Raw genomic sequence first — 16,176 nt, forward strand, 5'->3', positions numbered from 1 at the left:
AAGTCTGCCGCACCGAAAGAGCGTCCAGCGCGTCGCACAGTCCCGGCACAGAGTCGTCCCCTAACCTCATCCCAAAGCAACAGGAGGGTGCATGAAGCATGGGGGAGGCGCGGGGCGGCGTCGGCGGCTTCCGTTCGAGCGGCTTCTCGGCCGGTCCGTCCGAGTACGACGGCGCAGGCTCACCCTCCTTGCCTTCGGCGCTGTGCTCTTGATCTCCGCCGGGACGCTCGGTATGGCGGGCTTCAGTGCGGGGGCCGTCCGCGCCGCCGGGGCGGGTCGCCTTCCCACGCCGCCGCCCTCGGCCGTCACTCCGGTCCCCGCCCGGACCTCTTCGAAGGGCTCGTCCGGCTCGTCCCCGTCCGCTCAGGCGACGCCATCTGGGCATGCCAGCGCGGCGCCGTCGTCCGCTGGCACTCCGCCGGCGGGCCAAGCCGGGGCTGGCCAATGGCAGGCGATGCCCTCCACGGTGTCGGACCTCATTTCGCAGTTCGTCTCCGACGAGGGCGCCTCGGGGATCGCCGTCGCGGTGTCCTCGGGCCAGAACCGGTACCTCGCGACGGACGGCGACGCGTCGGAGGGCACCGCGTGGTCGGCGGACACCCGCTCGGCGTTCCGGAGCATCACGAAGAGCTTCGTGGGGACGGTCGTGCTGCAGCTCGTCGCGGAGGGCAGACTCAGCCTCGACGACCCGATCTCGCGCTACGACTCGGATGTCTCCGCGGTCCAGTACAACGGCGCGAACGCGGGGGGCCAGATCACGGTGCGAATGGCCCTCGAGATGCGCACGGGCCTCCCCGAGTTCTCCGGGACGCAGGGCTTCTCCGCCCAGCTCAACACGGACTACACCGGCTCGTTCACGGACGACCAGCTGCTCGGCTACGCGTTCTCGCAGCCGCTCGACTTCGCCCCCGGAAGGGCCTACGAGTACAGCAACACGAACTACGTGCTCCTCGGCAAGGTGATTCAGGCCATCACGGGCAACTCGTGGGACCAGGAGGTCCAGCGGCGCATCCTGACCCCGCTCGGACTCAGCTCGGTGGCGTACTCCGGGGCGGGCAGCCCCTCGACGAGCGACCCCGCGGAGCCCACTGCGACCCCGTACGAGATCGACCGCGACTCGAACCTCGAGAGCCTCGCCCAGGTGAGCCCGTCGCTCTACGGCGCGTCGGGTGGGCTGTTCGGCGACATCGGCGACCTACTTCGGTGGGGCCAGGCCCTCGGCTCGGGCTCGCTCCTGCCCGCATCGGTCCAGCGGCAGCGGTTCACCGCGGTCTCCGCGCCCAGTACGGATCCGGGCAGCCCCGACTACGACGCGTACGGCCTCGCGGCAGGTGAAATCGACGGCTGGTGGGGCCACACAGGCACAGGCCTGGGCTACGAGTCCCTCACGATGTATCAGCCGGACACTGGCATGACGATCGCGATCCTCATCAATACGCAGCTTCCGAACCCGAACGGTCCGGCCATCCTCTTCAAGCAGCTTGAGGGCGCCCTCGCGGGGATCGGCGGCTAGCGGCCCGCGTGTCGCGGTGTGGACCCTTCCGGGACGAGTCAAACTGCGGTACAAAGACGGCGGGGGAATACGCGCCCTCCGCCCTGCCGTCGCTCTCGCATCTGGGTTGGCGGCCGGACGGCCGACAAGGAGGTCCTGATGTCCGGTCACGACACCCCAGCGCCCGACCAGCGCCCAAACCCGGCAGCAGCAGAAGGGGGGCCCACGCGGGACACCCCGACGCGCGGCCCGGCTCGGCCCCTGCCGTATGTCATCGCGGGGATCCTGCTCGCCGCGGCCATCGTCCTGCCGCTCATGCCGTCGCTCTATTCGTTCGACCAGCCGCGATGGGGCGGCATGCCGTTCTTCTACTGGTACCAGCTGCTGTGGGTGCCGATCTCGGCCGTCCTGAGCAGCATCGCGTACTGGCTCACCGTGACCGAAGACCGACGACGGCGCGCGGCGGTTCGCGGGAACGGCGCCCACGCGGCGCGCAGGGGAGGTGACGCAGCATGACCCGCGAGATCAACTGGGTGGCCCTCAGCATCGTCGTCGTGCTGTTCATCGTCGTGGCCATCATGGGCTTCATGGCGTCGAGCTGGCGGCGATCGAAGGAGGCCGCAGGACTTCACAGCCTCGACGAATGGGGACTCGGCGGCCGCGGCTTCGGCACGTGGATCACGTGGTTCCTGCTCGGCGGCGACCTCTACACGGCGTACACCTTCGTCGCGGTTCCCGCGGCCATGTACGCCACCGGCGCCGTGAGCGGCTTCTTCGCCGTCCCCTACACGGTGGTGCTGTACCCGATCATCTTCATCATCATGAGCCGGCTCTGGTCGGTGTCACACCGCCACGGCTACGTCACCGCCGCGGACTTCGTCGGCGGCCGCTACGGGAGCCGATGGCTCTCGCTCGCCGTTGCGCTCACCGGCATCGTCGCCACCATGCCGTATATCGCGCTCCAACTCGTGGGCATCAAGGCCGTCCTGACCGTGCTCGGTCTCGGCAGCTCGCAGAACGCGCTCCTGACCGACCTCCCGCTCATCATCGCGTTCGTCGTGCTGGCCGCGTACACGTACACGTCCGGCCTTCGCGCGCCCGCGATGATCGCGTTCGTGAAGGACATCCTGATCTATCTCGCGATCATCGTCGCCGTGATCTACCTGCCCATCAAGCTCGGCGGATGGGACACGATCTTCGACGCCGCGCACGCCAAGCTCTCGGCGACGAGTCAAGTCACGGGCAAGCCGGTCGGCGCGTTCATCACGAGCCCAGCGAACTACGCGTCCTACTGGACCCTCGCCCTCGGCTCGGCGATGGCGCTCTTCATGTACCCGCATTCGATTACGGGCGTGCTCGCGTCGAAGGGCCGGAACACGATCCGCCGCAACGCCGCGATCCTGCCGCTGTACTCGCTCATGCTGGGCTTCCTCGCGCTGCTCGGCTTCGTGGCGATCAAGGCGGGGACCAAGCCGATCGACCTCGACGGCTCGACCAACCCGCAGCTCGTGATTCCGCAGCTGTTCCTGGACGCTTTCCCGTCCTGGTTCGCGGGGATCGCGCTCGCGGCGATTGCGATCGGCGCGCTCGTGCCGGCAGCGATCATGTCCATTGCGGCGGCCAACATGTTCACGCGCAACATCTATCGGGACTTCTTCAAGCCGGATGCGGACCCGAAGACCGAGGCGAACGTGTCGAAGATCGTGTCGCTCCTCGTGAAGGTCGGCGCGCTCGTGTTCGTCATCGCGATGGACCAGACCACGGCCATCAACCTGCAGCTCCTCGGCGGCATCTGGATCCTCCAGACGTTCCCGGCGGTCGTTGCGGGCCTGTACACCCGGTGGTTCGACCGCTGGGCGTTGCTCATCGGCTGGGCCGTGGGCATCATCTTCGGAACTGTCTCGGCGTACAACGTGGTCAACCCCACAACGAAGCAGCACTTCGGCGGATCGCTCGCGCCGATCCCGGGCACGGACGTCACGGTATACATCGCCGTGACCGCGTTCGTGCTCAACCTGCTCGTCGCGGTGGTGCTCACGCTCGTGTTCCGCGGGCTCAAGGTGCCGCAGGGTCGGGACCTGACCCGCGCGTCCGATTACGGTGCCGACGAGACCGACCCCAAGGTGGCCCAGCTCGAGAAGGCGGAGCGCTTCGTCGAGCCGGGCGGCCCGCCGCCGGTCGCCTAGCGCGCGAGCCCTCCCGCTCACCCGTCCTCTTCGTCTCGGGTACAGATAAGGCCCCCATTTCCCCCTTTCGGGTACAGATGGGGGCCCTATCTTTCGTCTCGGGTACAGATAAGGCCCCCATTTCTCCCTTTCGGGTACAGATGGAGGCCCTATCTTTCGTCTCGGGTACAGATCATCTGTACCCGAGACGTGGTTGGGCGGGAGTTGGTGTACCCGAGACGTGGTTGGGCGGGAGTTGGTGTACCCGAGACGTGGTTGGGCGGGAGTTGGTGTACCCGAGACGCTAGTGGGCGACGGCGTCCAGTTCGATCCGGATGCGGCGGTCGAGCTCGTCGTCGTCGTAGGCCTCCGAGCCGCCGTGCGCGCGCAGGTGCAGAAGCGTGTCGAGGCGCAGGATGCGCCAGCCGCGCTCCTCGGCCTCGTCTCCGGCGTTCGCCGCGCGCGTCACTTCCTTGTCGTAGAGGTTCGGCTCATTGAGGGTGCGCTGGCGGACTCGGGCCGCCATCTGCGCCCGGAACGGATCGGTCTCCGCCGTCTCCGGCGCTCGGAGGAGCTCGCAGTACACTTCGGCCCGGTTTTCCTCGTTGCGTTCGCGGGCGAGGTGCGCTGCGAGGGCGAGCGCGGACTCGACGGAAGACCAGCGCCCGGGGTTGCCGTCGAAAGGCACGACCGCGAGGATGTCGGCAACCTTGAGCGCATTGTCGGCGTCGCGCTGTCCGAGGTACAGCTCGAACGCGAGGTCGCGGAGGTCCTTGAGGCACGCGCCGGACTTGATGTTGACGCCCTTCGCGAGCCGCTCCGAGAGCTCGTGCACGGCGTGCCGCCCCGGGTGGATGGCATCGATGTGCTGGATGAGGTCCTCGGGGTTCCCCTCGAGCGGCGGGATGAGGCCCAGCTGGGCGGTCGTGGGGCCGGTCGCCTCGCTGCGGGCCTTCCCGGGGACGACGACGACGTCCCCCGTGTCGAGCGTGATCTTCGTCGGCGCGCGGTCCTCGCGGTGCGAGTCTGCGTCGAATGCCGCGTCGTCGAGGAAGGATGCGGCGCCGGAATCGTCGTGGCGGGGCATCTTGACGTCCGCATCCGGCCCGGAGGCACTGCCGACGCCGGCCACGTCCCCGCGCCAGTCCTGGCCCGCCCTGTCTTGGCCCGCCCCGTCCTGGCCCGTCTCGTCCTGGCCGGGTTCGCCGTGGCCGCGCTCAGCCGGAACCGCCTCGCCGTCGGGACCAGGGGCTGCGGACAGCTTCGGCGCCTCGGCGCCCCGCGTGGGCCGCGCGCCGTCGTCGTCCGTCGGTGCGTCCTGCTCCCGGGGACCCGCGAGTCCCAAGGCGCGCCGCAGCAGGTCGCCGCGGCCCTCCTTCTTGGGCGCGGTGGGCGAGGCGCTCTCAGGCTTCTCCTCGGCCTCGGCCTCGGCCTCAGCCTCTGCGCCGGCCCCAGGCGCGGGCGGCCCGGCGAAGAGGAGGTCCGCGGGCCGGCTCGGCTTCGGCACGACGATCCGGACGAGCGTGCCATGCGCTACGCGGAGGTTCACGTGGTTGTCGAGCGCCGCGAAATAGAGGGCAGGCTGCTCGTAGTCGTCCAGAACCGCGTCGACGTCGAGGACGTGGGCGGTCGTCTCTCCGTCTGGTAGGACGAGCCGCTGTCCCGGGCTCAGCTCCGAGGCTTCGATCTCCAGTAGCCTGTCGGCTCCAGGGGGCGTCGACCCGCTCGGCTCGGTGTCTGGGCTGTACTGCATGCGGAGTCCTTCATGTAGCTGTCGGTCCGCAGCCAGTCTATAAAGAAGCGGTAACGGCGGTGCCGGAGGCGCGCCAAGGCGCAGCCTCTGAACACGGCCTGTTCGCGGCGAGCGGACTCAGCCGGGGATGCCCGCGAACGCGAGAGCCTGCCGTACGAGCTCGCCGCGGCCCCCCATGAACTCCGCCTGGACGGGCCCGCTGAGCACGTCCGACGGCGACATCCACGTGAGCTCGAGCGCGTCCTGCCGCGGCTGGCACTCGCCCGCCACCGGGATGACATAGGCGAGGGCGACGGCGTGCTGTCGCTCGTCCGTGAAGCCCGTCTGGGAGGGCGAGGGGAAGTATTCGACCACAGTGAACGGCACCGGGCTCACGGGGAGCTGGGGAAGGGCGAGCGGCCCGAGGTCCTTCTCGATGTGCCGCAGCAGGGCGGCGCGGATCGTCTCCTTGTAGAGCACGCGGCCCGAGACGAGCGTGCGCATCATGCTGCCGTCCTCGTCCGCTTGGAGCAGCAGGCCGACCTCGTTGACGTACCCGAGGGGATCGAGGCGCACGGGAACTGCTTCCACGTACAGCATCGGCAGGCGGTTCCGGGCTTCGTAGAGGTCCTCGGGGGACAACCAGCCTGGATACGGGTCGGGGGTGCGCACTGCCATGCCTCTGTTCTACAACATGTGGCCACAGGGCGTCATGACCGCGGGTCGCATGCCCTTGGCCGTTTCGGGTACAGCCGGTCCGTCCCCGAGAGCCTGGCGGCGCCGGTTGGCTCCGCGCGAAACAGTCCGCGTTGACGCGTCAGGGCAGCGGTATTCTGCCGTCATGGCTGCCGAATTGCCCGAGCTGCTCGTGCCCGACGCCGAGGCCTGGCTTGCGTGGCTCGCCGAGAATCACGCGACGAGCCGGGGCGTATGGCTTGTGCTCCACAAGAAAGGCGGTTCGGTCACCGGCCTCGGCTATGACCAGGCGCTCGACGGCGCGCTGCGCTTCGGGTGGGTGGACGGCCAGATCGGCCGTCGCGACGAGGGCAGCTACGTCACGCGCTTCACGCCCCGCGGGCCCAAGAGCAAGTGGTCGCGGAACAACGTCGCCAACGTCGAGCGCCTCGAGGAGGCGGGCCTCATGACGGAGGCGGGCCGCGCCGTCGTCAATTCTGCCAAGGCGGACGGCCGCTGGGAGGCCGCGTACTCGGGGCAGGCGTCCGCTGAGGTTCCGCAAGATCTCGCCGACGCCATCGCCGCCAATCCCGACGCCCAGGCGATGTTCGACGTGCTCACGTCTGTGAACCGTTTCGCGCTCATCTACCGCACGGAATCCGTCAAGAAGCCCGAGACGCGGGCGCGGAAGATCGCCGACTTCGTGGCCATGCTGGCGCGCCACGAGACCATCTACCCGCAGAAGCGCCAGCCGTAGCAGACTGGACCCATGTCACAGGACGTACCCGAGGCACGGCTGCACGCGACGGTGAAGGGGATGGTCCAAGGCGTGGGCTTCCGGTACTGGACGCGGGGCGAGGCGCATCGCCTTGGCCTCGTGGGGAGCGCCGGAAACCGGATCGACGGCACGGTGGAGATCGTCGCGGAGGGGAACCTCGACGACGTCGAGCAGTTCCTCCGATGGCTGCAGTCCGGTGAAACGCCCGGGCGGGTCGAGGGCGTTGAGGCCTCTATTGGGCCCGCGACCGGTGAGTTCAGGCACTTCTCGGTCTGGTGAGCTCGCCTGATCGTTTCGGGTACAGATGATCTGTACCCGAGATGCTTCAGAGGGTGAGTATCTGTACCCGAGACGGCTGGTGGGGTGAGTATCTGTACCCGAGACGCTTCTGGGGGTGGGTATCTGTACCCGAGACGGTTAGGCCCAGCCGCGGAGGTAGTCGAGCTGGGCTGCCACCGAGTTCTCCGCGGCGAGGCGCACGGAGGGGTCGACGTCCCCGTACACGAGGTCGGCGACGGCGGCCACGGGCGCGTCCTCGCCGAGCCGGGCGAGCGCGGCACGGATTTGGTCGAGGCGCTCCTCGCGGTGCGCGAGGTACGCGCGGGCCACGGCGGCGAGGTCGGGCAGGACCGGCCCGTGCGCCGGGAGGACGGTAACCGGCCCCGCCGCGGCGAGCGCAAGGTCCTCGAGCCGCCGCATCGAGGCGAGATAGTCGCCGAGCCGCCCGTCGGGGTAGGAGATGACGGTCGTGCCGCGCCCCAGGATCGTGTCGCCGGTCAAGACCGAGCCGTGCTCGCCGTCGTCCGCGAGCCGCAGGCACAGCGAATCCGCCGTGTGGCCCGGCGTGGCGAGCACCTCGATCCGCACGCCCGCCGCCTCGATGACCTCGCCGTCCTCGAAGGCTGGGGCGCCGAAGCACAGCGCGGGGTCGAGTGCCCGCACGGGCGCGCCGGTGAGGGCGTGGAAGTCGGCCGCGCCCTCGGTGTGGTCGGGGTGGTGGTGGGTGATGAGGACGAGCTCGACCCGCCCCGCCGCCGCGAGCTCCGCGAGGTGGGTCGCGTCGCGCGGCCCGGGATCGACGACGACGGCGGGCTGGGTCCCGCCCCCGAGATCGCCGACGCGGGCGTCGCGGGAGATGACGTAGGAGTTCGTCCCGTCGAGGCTCATCGGCCCCGGGTTCGGGGCGAGGCGATAACGCGTCAGGGCGGAGCTGGTGACCCACATGGCCCCAGACTAGCCTTCTCGGTTCTGGGTGCCTCGGCCGGTGGTAGTCGGCGGGCGCTGCTGGGCGCTGGCTGCCTCAGCCGCTGCTATTCGGCGACCGGGAACGCGACGCCCTCGCCGATGACCTTGAGCGCGAGGTCCATGCCGCGGCGCGCCATGGCCGCGTTCCAGTGTCGGATCGTGATGACCTCGCCGCCGCCGCCGGGGATGTGCGGGTCGAGGGGCTGACCGTAGGGGCGCTCGGCGAGCTTGATGCGGACCGAGGACTCGGGGCCGAAGTAGTCCCAGTCGAGCACTGTCCCGTGGATGGTCCCTTCGCTCGCGATCCGTATCTGCTCGGGGCGGAGCATGATCTGGACGTGGCCCTGGGTGGTGGGGTGGCGCACGGGGATCGGGCCGAGCGAGCACATCGCGAGGCTGCCCTCAAGCCACGCGTCGAGGATGACCGCGTCGCCGAGGAACTCCGCCGTCGCGCGGTCCGCGGGGCGCGTGTACACGACGAACGGGTTGCCGATCTGCGCGAGCTTGCCGCCGCGCATGACCGCGACCTGATCGGCGAAGCTGAGCGCCTCGGCCTGGTCGTGGGTCACGAGGATCGTGGTCACCCCGGCCTTCGCGAGGACCTTCGCGACGGCGCGGCGGGTCGCGACGCGCAGGCCGGCGTCGAGGGCGGAGAACGGCTCGTCGAGGAGCATGACCTCGGGTTCGCGGGCCATGGCGCGGGCCAGCGCGATGCGCTGCTGCTGGCCGCCCGAGAGCTCGTGCGGGCGGCGCTTCGCGTAGGAGCCGTCGAGCGCGACCATCTCGAGGAGCTCCTCGACGCGCGTCGCGATCGCCTTCCGCCCGCGGTACTTCCCGCCGAGGCGCCCGCCGTCGAGCCCGAACGCGATGTTCTGGCCCACGGACAGGTGCGGGAAGAGCGCGCCGTCCTGCGCGACGTACCCGATGTTGCGCCGGTGCGCCGGCACCCACGCGTCGCCGGCCACGGTCTCGCCGTCGAGCTCGATGCGGCCGGAGTCGGGGGATTCGAAGCCCGCGATGAGGCGCAGGAGCGTCGTCTTGCCGGACCCCGACGGGCCGACGATCGCCGTCGTCCCGCCGCGTGCGACGTGCAGGTTGATGCCCTTGAGCACTTCGTTGACGCCGCCCCCTCCGGGGCCGCGGCGCCCGAAGGTCTTCGTGACCTCCTCGATCTCGAGGTGGTGGTCCGCGGTGTCCGCGATAGACCGGGCGACCCGCGGCTCGGGGAGGCGCGAGGCGTAGTTGGGGGTGGGGCTCTGTTCGGTCACTGGCCGGCTGCCTTCTTGGACTGCTGGAACAAAAGATAGGTCATGGGTGCGGAGAGCAGGATCATGAGGAGCGCGTACGGGGCAGCGCCCGCGTAGTCGATGCCGTTCGAGAGGTTCCAGAACTCGGTCGCGAGCGTCGAGGTCCCGGTCGGCGCGAGCAGGAGCGTCGCCGTGAGTTCATTGACGACGGCGAGGAACACGAGCGCTGCGCCTCCGGCTGCCGCGGGGGCCGCCAGACGCAGCGTCACGCGGACGAACGCCACGATGGGCCGCCGGCCGAGCGCTCGGGCCGCCTCCTCGAGCTCCTTCGGGGCCTGCGAGAGGCCGGCGCGGAGGCTCACGAGCGCCCGCGGCAGGAACAGCAGGACGTAGGCGGCGACCAGCAGCGGCGTGGTCTGGTAGAGGTCCGGGATGGCGTGCAGGGCCACGGTGACGAACGCGAGCGCGAGGACGATGCCGGGCATCGAGCTCGTGACGTAGTTCGCCAGTTCGAGCGTCTTGCTGAGCCAGCCTGGGAAGCGGACGGCGAGCCACGTGAGGGGGAAGGCCGCGACGATGGTGGCAAGCGCGCCGAGGAAGCCGAGCCACAGGCTCTGCCCGAGGGCCGCGGAGAGGGCGGTGAAGGCGTCGTTCGCCCAGATCTTGGCCCCTCCCGCAATGAGCCAGCGGCCGATGATCCACACGGGAACACCGAACGCGAGCACCGCGACGGCGGCGAGCGCGAGCTGCGAGGGCAGCTGCAATCCGCCGAGTCCGAGACGCGTGGGCGCGGCCTGGGCGCCCGAGCCGAGCTTCGCGTACCTCGCGTTGCCGCGGGCGCGGGACTCGACGGTGAGCATCACGAGACACAGGAGCACGAGCACGCTCGCGAGCATGTTGCCCGCGGCGCCGTTGAACGTGGAGCGGTACTGCTCCATGATCGCCGTGGTGAACGTGTCGAAGCGGATCATCGCGAACGCGCCGTACTCGGAGAGCAGGTGCAGCCCCACGAGCAGCGCGCCGCCAGCGACGGCGATGCGAAGCTGGGGGAGCACCACGCGGAAGAACACGCGCCAGGGGCCGAGCCCGAGCGACGCCGCCGACTGCTCGAGCGCGGGATCGAGCCGCGCGAGCGTCGCCGCGGCCGGGATGTAGACCAGCGGGTAGTAGGAGAGGGTCGCGAGGAACACGCCCGATCCGAGCCCGGACATCGACGGGACCACGGAGACCCACGCGTACGAGTTCACGAACGCGGGGATCGCGAGCGGGGCCGCTAGCAGCACGGCCCAGATCCGGTGCCCGAAGAGCGTGGTCCGCTCGACGAGCCACGCCCCGCCCACGCCGATCACGAGGCACAGCGGGACCGAGATGACCACGAGCCAGATCGTGTTCCCGAGCAGCTCGAGGACGCGGGGCCGGAAGATGAGCGCGATCGCGGTGTCCCACCCAGTCGCGATCGTCATGGCGACGACGAAGCCGAGCGGGACCAGGGAGATCGCCCCAACGGCGATGCTCAGGACGAGGACCGGCAGCGGGATGCGCGCCCGGCCGCGTGCAGGCCGGAGCCAGCGCGCGGCTCCGCCTGACTGGCCCGAGTCCGCGGCGCCGGAAGCCGAACGCGCCGGAACGCCGGCGGCCCCGGCAGGGGAATCCTGCCGGGGCGCCGTCACTCCGGTGCTGTCAGGGCGCCCAGCGGCTCTGCTGAGCCGGGACGCTGGGAGCCGCTGGGGTCTGGTCCTGAGTGCCAAAGGGTTAGAGCAGTCCTGCCTGTGTCATGAGATCCGTGACCTGCTTGGAGTTCAGCTTCGCCGCATCCACGGCCGGGGCCTGAAGGTCGCCGAGCGGGACGAGCTTGGGGTTTGCCGTGACGCCGGAGCCCACGGAGTACTCGAACGAGGAGCCCGTCTGGAGGATCTTCTGTCCGTCGGCGCCCGTGACGAAGGCGAGGAACTTCTGCGCCGCGGCCTGGTGCTTGCTCGAGGCCAGCACGCCGCCGCCCGAGACCGAGACGAACGCGCCCGGGTCCTGGTTCTTGAAGTAGTGGAGGGCCACATTCTTCGAGTTCTCGCCGGTCTTCGCCTGATCGCCGAAGTAGTAGTAGTGGTAGATGACGGCCATGTCGACCTCGCCGGCGTTGACGGCCTTCATCGCCGTGCTGTTGCCCTTGTAGGACTTCGAATTGTCCTTCATGGCCTTGAGCCAGTCGAGGGTCGCGCTCTCGCCCTTGAGCTGCAGCATCGCGGAGACGATCGCCTGGAAGTCAGCGCCTGACGGCGACGCCGCCCACCGCCCCTTCCACGCAGAGTTCGAGAGGTCCATGAGCGACTTGGGGAGGTCGCTCTCCTTGACCTTGTCCTTGTTGTAGGCGAGTACGGTCGATCGCGCCGCGATCCCGACCCACTTGCCGGTCGACGGGCGGTACGCCTCTGGCACGTTGTTCTTCGCGTCGGTCCCCGGGTCGGCGAAGAGGCCCGCGTTCTCGACCGCGCTCATGGCGGGAGAGTTCTCGGTCAGGAAGACGTCCGCGGGGGAGTTCTTGCCTTCCTGGATGAGCTGCTGAGCCATCTCGGAGTCGTCGCCGTTGCGGAGGTTGACCTTGATCCCGGTCGCCTTGGTGAACGCGTCGACCCACGCTTGGGTGAGTTCTTGGTGCTGGGCGTTGTAGACGGTGATGGTGTCTCCGGCGGCGGCCGTGCCGGCCGATCCTGCCGAGCCGGACGTCGACGAGCTTCCGGCACCGCCGCCGCACGCGGAGAGGCCGAGGGCCGCGACTGCGGCCACGGCGACGCCCGCGAGGGCCTTGGAACGGATCTTCACAGAAGGTCCTTTCGTAGCTTTTTGAGGCCGGCACAGGGGCCGGCCCGAGGGTGCGATGTGGCTTCGACGTCGAGGGGCAGCGCTCCGGCCTTGTGGGCCGGAACGGGAGCCTCCGTGAACGACTGTAGGTTAGCCACACCTAACCCCGGGGCGATTCTGGCCTAATTGTGACGCAAATCACTTCAATTACGCAATTTCGACGTTGCGTAATTGGTCAGGCGCCATGGGGCGGGCCTGTTGGTCAGGCGCCATGGGTCAGGCGCATCGGTCAGGCGCCGGGGCCGCCCGCTCCTGCGTCCGGTGCAGAGTCGATCCCGGCATCCGGTGCGGAGTCGATCCCTGCGTCTCGTGCCGGGTCCGGGGCGGCCGCGACCACCGCGGCGGCCTCGAGCACCATCCACGCCTGGAGTCGGCTCGAGAGCTGCGCCCCGGGCACCGACGTCTCGGGTCCAGCCGACGTCTCGGGTACAGATACTTCCGCCGCCCACACCTGCTCCGCCGTGGCGAGCACGAGGCCCTTCGCGGTTTCACGGGCCCCGGCCGGCAGTATGGGGTTGACCGCCGCCAGAGCGAGATATCGGGCCAGGATCCCCCGGAACAAGCCGTGGTCGCCGCCGTCGCCGTCGGATCGGAGCGCCCTGCCGCTTGAACCCCGGGCCGCGGCAGCCCCGCCGTCGGACGTCCGGGCCGCGGCAGCCCCGCCGTCGGACGCCCGGGACGCGGCAGCCCCGCCGTCGGACGCCTCGGCCGAAGTAAGCCCGGCTGCGATCGCGGCGATGAGCCGCTCAGCGCGGTCGATGTTGGACGCGTCCGGCTCCGTCCCGGGCCCCGCGCCGCCCAGTTCGAGCAGCGCGCCGAGCACGGGGCCTTGGTTGTAGGTCCAGATGTCGTGGTTGACGGTGGTCGTGAGGTAGCCGGACCCGTCGCGCCGGAGGTGGACGCCATCCACGAGCAGCCCACTCGCGGGGTCGACCAGGTTCTCGAACAGCCAGTCGACGAGCGCCTGGGCCCGGATCCGGTCCCGGGGAACGTCGGAGCGAGCGAAGAACAGGGCGGCCGGACCGGTCGCGGCCGTGTTCTTGTACTGGCGCTTCGTGTTCCAGAACATGCCGCCGCCGGCGTCGAGGGTGTCGCCCGAGACGAGCCTCCGGCCCAGCACCTCGGCCGCCCGCGCCGCGGGAGGAAGCCCGCCGAGGCCGATCTCGCGCGACAGCCTGTCGGCGCGGGAGGCTGCGAGCGCGAGCCACGCCATGTCGTCGAAGAACATGTTCTCGAAGCGCCCGAAGTTCCGCAGCCTGATCGTCCGGATCACGCGCTGCGCGAGCCTCAGCGATCGCGGCGGGGCGCTCGGGGGCTCGCTCGCGAGGTGCCACTCGCGGTGCGCCGCGTCGACGAGGCAGTCCACGAAGTGCGCCTGCCACCAGTAGTTCCAGTCGACCCACGCCGGACGCGGCCGGGTGCCAGGAAGCGCCACGCGGCCGATCCACGTGCCGGGCAGCCCCGCCAGCCGATGGCCGTAGGCGTCCATGACGTGCTCCGCAACAGTGGCCGCGCGTGCGGCCCAAGCGTCGCTGCTCACGAGATTTAAGGTAGCGGCCGGCGCGGGAAACTCACCAGCTTTCGGGACCGGCGGAGGGCGCCCGGCGGCGTGTCCCCCACGGCGCGCCGCGCGGCGCCGCCGAGACGTGGTGAACGTCCGACGGCGTGTCCCCCGGCACGCCGCGCCCCGCGCTGGCGGCGGCGGGGACGGGGTGAACGTCCGACGGCGGCGCCCCGCGCCCCGCGCTGCCAGCGGCCGGGGCGTGGTGGGCGCCCGGCCGTGACGCGCGCGGTCCGAGCCGCTAGGATGGCCCCAGTTAGTCGAGATTAACTGGAGGGGCAATGGAGCTCAGCGGCGCGACAGCATTGATCACCGGGGGCGCATCCGGTCTGGGGGCGGCCACGGCGCGCCGACTGCACGAGGGTGGGGCCGCCGTCGTCCTCGTGGACCTCCCAGGGGGCCGCGGCGAGGAGGCGGGGCGTCGCCTCGCTGAGGAACTCTCCGCGGCAGGCCCCGCGCCCGCCGTGTTCGCGCCCGCGGACGTCACCGACGAGGCCCAGGTGAGCGCCGCCGTCGACCGTGCGATCGAACTCGGCCCGCTCCGCATCGTGGTCAACTGCGCCGGGATCGCCACCCCGGGCAAGGTCCTGGGCCGCGAGGGCGTGCTGCCGCTCGAGCAGTTCGAGCGCGTGATCCGGGTGAACCTCCTCGGCACGTTCAACGTGCTGCGCCTTGCCGCGGCCGCGATGGTCGAGTCCGATCCGGTGAGCACCGAGCTCGGCGGACCCGAGCGCGGCGTGATCGTCAACACGGCCTCCGTGGCCGCCTTCGACGGGCAGATCGGCCAGCCCGCGTACTCCGCGTCGAAGGGCGCCGTTCACGCTATGACGCTGCCGATCGCGCGTGAACTCGCGCGCTCGCTGGTCCGCGTCGTGACGATCGCCCCGGGCATCTTCGAGACGCCGATGATGGCGGGCCTCTCGCAGGAGGCCCAGGAGTCGCTCGGCAAGCAGGTCCCGCACCCCTCGCGGCTCGGGCGCCCCGCGGAGTACGCGAACCTCGTGGCGCACATTGTCGACAACGCAATGCTCAACGGCGAGACCATCCGCCTCGACGGTGCCATCCGAATGGCACCCCGTTGAGCCACAGCGTGTCCACGGCGCTCCCGGCGGCCGACTACTACGACGTCGAAGCGCTCCTCTACCCGCGCGAGCGGGAGAAGCTCGCCGAGCTGCGGGAGTTCCTCGCGGCCGAAGTCGCGCCCTCCGCGCAGGGGTGGTGGGACCGCGAGGAGTTCCCGTTCGACCTCGTCCCGAAGCTCGGCGCGCTCGGGCTCTCGGCGCCGCATCGGCCGCTCCCAGACCGGCCGCCGTATTCGCGGCTCTTCCAGGGCCTCGTGATCGCGGAGCTCACGCGCGCGGACACCTCGATCGCCACGTTCTTCATGGTCCACCACGACCTCTTCGTCGAGGGCCTGTGCGAATTCGGCAGCCCCGAGCAGCGCGAGCGCTACCTCGCCGACGCCTCGGCCCTGCGCACCACGGGTGCCTTCGCGCTCACGGAGCCCGAGCACGGCTCCGATGTGGCGGGCGGCCTGTCGCTCACGGCGCGGAGAGAGGGCGACGGCGCCGACGCGACCTGGGTGCTCGACGGCGCCAAGCGCTGGATCGGCAACGGGACGTTCGCCGACCATCTGCTCGTCTGGGCACGCGACACCTCCGCCCCGGACCCGCGGAGCGCCGTGCGCGGCTTCATTGTCGCGGGGGACTCTCCGGGACTCACGCGGACTCGCATCGAGCACAAGATCGCGCTGCGGACGGTGCAGAACGCGGACTTGACGTTCGACGGCGTGCGGGTCGCCGAGTCGGACCGCTTCCCCGGGATATCCACGTTCGACGACACACGCACGATGCTGCTTGGCTCGCGCCTCCTCGTCGCGTGGCAGGCAGTGGGGCTGCAGCTGGCCGCGTTCGACGTCGCCCGGCAGTACGCGGTGGAGCGACTGCAGTTCGGGCGGCCCGTGGCGTCGTTCCAGCTCATCCAGGCGCAGCTCACGCAGATGCTCGGCAACGCGACCGCCTCGATGGCCATGCTTGCCCAGCTCGCGCGGCTTCACGACGCGGGGGAGGCGACGATGCCGCGCGTCGCCCTGGCCAAGGCCTGGGCGACGGCGCGCATGCGGGAGTCCGTCGCGCTGGGCCGCGGGATCCTCGGCGGCAACGGGATCGTGACGGACTACCGCATGGCAAAGATCTTCGCCGACGCCGAGGCCGTCTACACGTACGAGGGCACGTTCGAGGTGAACACGCTCATCGCGGGCCGCGACATCACCGGGGTCTCCGCGATCCGCTGAGGCTGGTGTTCCGGCGTGCCGTCATGACCTTGTTTCGCCGCGCGAACTCGGCGCGTTCCGCGCGACACGCCGCGCCAAGGCCAGGCTCTGCGGCTGAAGAAGGTCGGGATGGGACGTGCGGCGCTGGTGGGG

Annotated in this window: 14 protein-coding genes; 7 read left to right on the forward strand and 7 right to left on the reverse strand. The window is 70.4% G+C overall.

Annotation, left to right across the window (positions count from 1 at the left end; genetic code table 11):
- The first annotated feature begins 91 nt into the window (after positions 1–91).
- The 3 genes from E6A26_RS06130 to mctP all read left to right on the forward strand — a co-directional run bounded on the left by E6A26_RS06130 (position 92) and on the right by mctP (position 3,678).
- Complete coding sequence (locus E6A26_RS06130) at positions 92–1,513, forward strand: serine hydrolase domain-containing protein (protein ID WP_136610320.1); 1,422 nt, start codon at positions 92–94, stop codon at positions 1,511–1,513.
- Positions 1,514–1,651: 138 nt separating this feature from the next.
- Positions 1,652–2,008 carry a DUF3311 domain-containing protein gene (locus E6A26_RS06135; RefSeq protein WP_136610321.1) on the forward strand — a complete coding sequence of 119 codons (357 nt, stop codon included), beginning with the start codon at positions 1,652–1,654 and terminating at the stop codon, positions 2,006–2,008.
- Positions 2,005–3,678 (forward strand): monocarboxylate uptake permease MctP, encoded by a 1,674-nt coding sequence (gene mctP / locus E6A26_RS06140; RefSeq protein WP_136610322.1) that lies wholly within the window; start codon positions 2,005–2,007, stop codon positions 3,676–3,678. The genes E6A26_RS06135 and mctP overlap by 4 nt, the downstream gene beginning before the upstream one ends.
- A gap of 283 nt (positions 3,679–3,961) precedes the next feature.
- Here mctP and E6A26_RS06145 read toward each other — a convergent pair whose 3' ends face one another.
- On the reverse strand, positions 3,962–5,410 hold the full coding sequence (locus tag E6A26_RS06145) for a DUF6707 family protein (protein ID WP_136610323.1): 1,449 nt from the start codon (positions 5,408–5,410) through the stop codon (positions 3,962–3,964).
- Positions 5,411–5,527: 117 nt separating this feature from the next.
- Positions 5,528–6,067: an NUDIX hydrolase family protein gene (locus E6A26_RS06150; RefSeq protein ID WP_136610324.1), complete on the reverse strand. Its 540-nt coding sequence runs from the start codon at positions 6,065–6,067 to the stop codon at positions 5,528–5,530.
- Between the two features lie 163 nt (positions 6,068–6,230).
- Between E6A26_RS06150 and E6A26_RS06155 the strand changes: the two genes are divergently transcribed.
- Together E6A26_RS06155 and E6A26_RS06160 are read left to right on the forward strand one after the other, a co-directional pair.
- Positions 6,231–6,821, forward strand: a complete 591-nt coding sequence (locus E6A26_RS06155) for a YdeI/OmpD-associated family protein (RefSeq protein ID WP_136610325.1) — start codon at positions 6,231–6,233, stop codon at positions 6,819–6,821.
- Positions 6,822–6,833: 12 nt separating this feature from the next.
- On the forward strand, positions 6,834–7,121 hold the full coding sequence (locus tag E6A26_RS06160) for an acylphosphatase (RefSeq protein WP_136610326.1): 288 nt from the start codon (positions 6,834–6,836) through the stop codon (positions 7,119–7,121).
- A gap of 138 nt (positions 7,122–7,259) precedes the next feature.
- Here E6A26_RS06160 and E6A26_RS06165 read toward each other — a convergent pair whose 3' ends face one another.
- From E6A26_RS06165 to E6A26_RS06185, 5 genes are all read right to left on the reverse strand, one after another.
- Positions 7,260–8,066, reverse strand: a complete 807-nt coding sequence (locus E6A26_RS06165; protein ID WP_136610327.1) for an MBL fold metallo-hydrolase — start codon at positions 8,064–8,066, stop codon at positions 7,260–7,262.
- A gap of 86 nt (positions 8,067–8,152) precedes the next feature.
- Positions 8,153–9,355 (reverse strand): ABC transporter ATP-binding protein, encoded by a 1,203-nt coding sequence (locus E6A26_RS06170; protein WP_211128978.1) that lies wholly within the window; start codon positions 9,353–9,355, stop codon positions 8,153–8,155.
- The gene (locus tag E6A26_RS06175) at positions 9,352–10,851 is read right to left on the reverse strand and encodes an ABC transporter permease (protein WP_407695372.1); all 1,500 of its coding nucleotides are present in this window, start codon (positions 10,849–10,851) and stop codon (positions 9,352–9,354) included. The genes E6A26_RS06170 and E6A26_RS06175 overlap by 4 nt, the downstream gene beginning before the upstream one ends.
- 235 nt (positions 10,852–11,086) lie before the next feature.
- Positions 11,087–12,151 (reverse strand): iron ABC transporter substrate-binding protein, encoded by a 1,065-nt coding sequence (locus E6A26_RS06180; RefSeq protein ID WP_136610328.1) that lies wholly within the window; start codon positions 12,149–12,151, stop codon positions 11,087–11,089.
- Between the two features lie 268 nt (positions 12,152–12,419).
- On the reverse strand, positions 12,420–13,730 hold the full coding sequence (locus E6A26_RS06185) for a glycoside hydrolase family 76 protein (protein WP_234865123.1): 1,311 nt from the start codon (positions 13,728–13,730) through the stop codon (positions 12,420–12,422).
- 302 nt (positions 13,731–14,032) lie between these two features.
- Between E6A26_RS06185 and E6A26_RS06190 the strand changes: the two genes are divergently transcribed.
- Both E6A26_RS06190 and E6A26_RS06195 read left to right on the forward strand, forming a co-directional pair.
- The gene (locus E6A26_RS06190) at positions 14,033–14,833 is read left to right on the forward strand and encodes an SDR family NAD(P)-dependent oxidoreductase (RefSeq protein ID WP_136610329.1); all 801 of its coding nucleotides are present in this window, start codon (positions 14,033–14,035) and stop codon (positions 14,831–14,833) included.
- An 8-nt stretch (positions 14,834–14,841) separates the two neighbouring features.
- Positions 14,842–16,044, forward strand: coding sequence for an acyl-CoA dehydrogenase family protein (locus E6A26_RS06195; RefSeq protein WP_234865125.1), 1,203 nt, complete (start codon positions 14,842–14,844; stop codon positions 16,042–16,044).
- The last annotated feature ends 132 nt before the right edge of the window (positions 16,045–16,176 follow it).

The sequence above is a fragment of the Sinomonas albida genome (genome assembly GCF_004919045.1).
GTDB classification, from domain to species: Bacteria; Actinomycetota; Actinomycetes; order Actinomycetales; family Micrococcaceae; genus Sinomonas; species Sinomonas albida.

What these genes read in the sequence shown, in the direction of transcription:
- E6A26_RS06130 (WP_136610320.1), top strand. Translation starts at nt 92, where the DNA reads ATGAAGCATGGGGGAGGCGCGGGGCGGCGTCGGCGGCTTCCGTTCGAG.
- E6A26_RS06135 (WP_136610321.1), top strand. Translation starts at nt 1,652, where the DNA reads ATGTCCGGTCACGACACCCCAGCGCCCGACCAGCGCCCAAACCCGGCA.
- mctP (WP_136610322.1), top strand. Translation starts at nt 2,005, where the DNA reads ATGACCCGCGAGATCAACTGGGTGGCCCTCAGCATCGTCGTCGTGCTG.
- E6A26_RS06145 (WP_136610323.1), bottom strand. Translation starts at nt 5,410, where the DNA reads ATGCAGTACAGCCCAGACACCGAGCCGAGCGGGTCGACGCCCCCTGGA.
- E6A26_RS06150 (WP_136610324.1), bottom strand. Translation starts at nt 6,067, where the DNA reads ATGGCAGTGCGCACCCCCGACCCGTATCCAGGCTGGTTGTCCCCCGAG.
- E6A26_RS06155 (WP_136610325.1), top strand. Translation starts at nt 6,231, where the DNA reads ATGGCTGCCGAATTGCCCGAGCTGCTCGTGCCCGACGCCGAGGCCTGG.
- E6A26_RS06160 (WP_136610326.1), top strand. Translation starts at nt 6,834, where the DNA reads ATGTCACAGGACGTACCCGAGGCACGGCTGCACGCGACGGTGAAGGGG.
- E6A26_RS06165 (WP_136610327.1), bottom strand. Translation starts at nt 8,066, where the DNA reads ATGTGGGTCACCAGCTCCGCCCTGACGCGTTATCGCCTCGCCCCGAAC.
- E6A26_RS06190 (WP_136610329.1), top strand. Translation starts at nt 14,033, where the DNA reads ATGGAGCTCAGCGGCGCGACAGCATTGATCACCGGGGGCGCATCCGGT.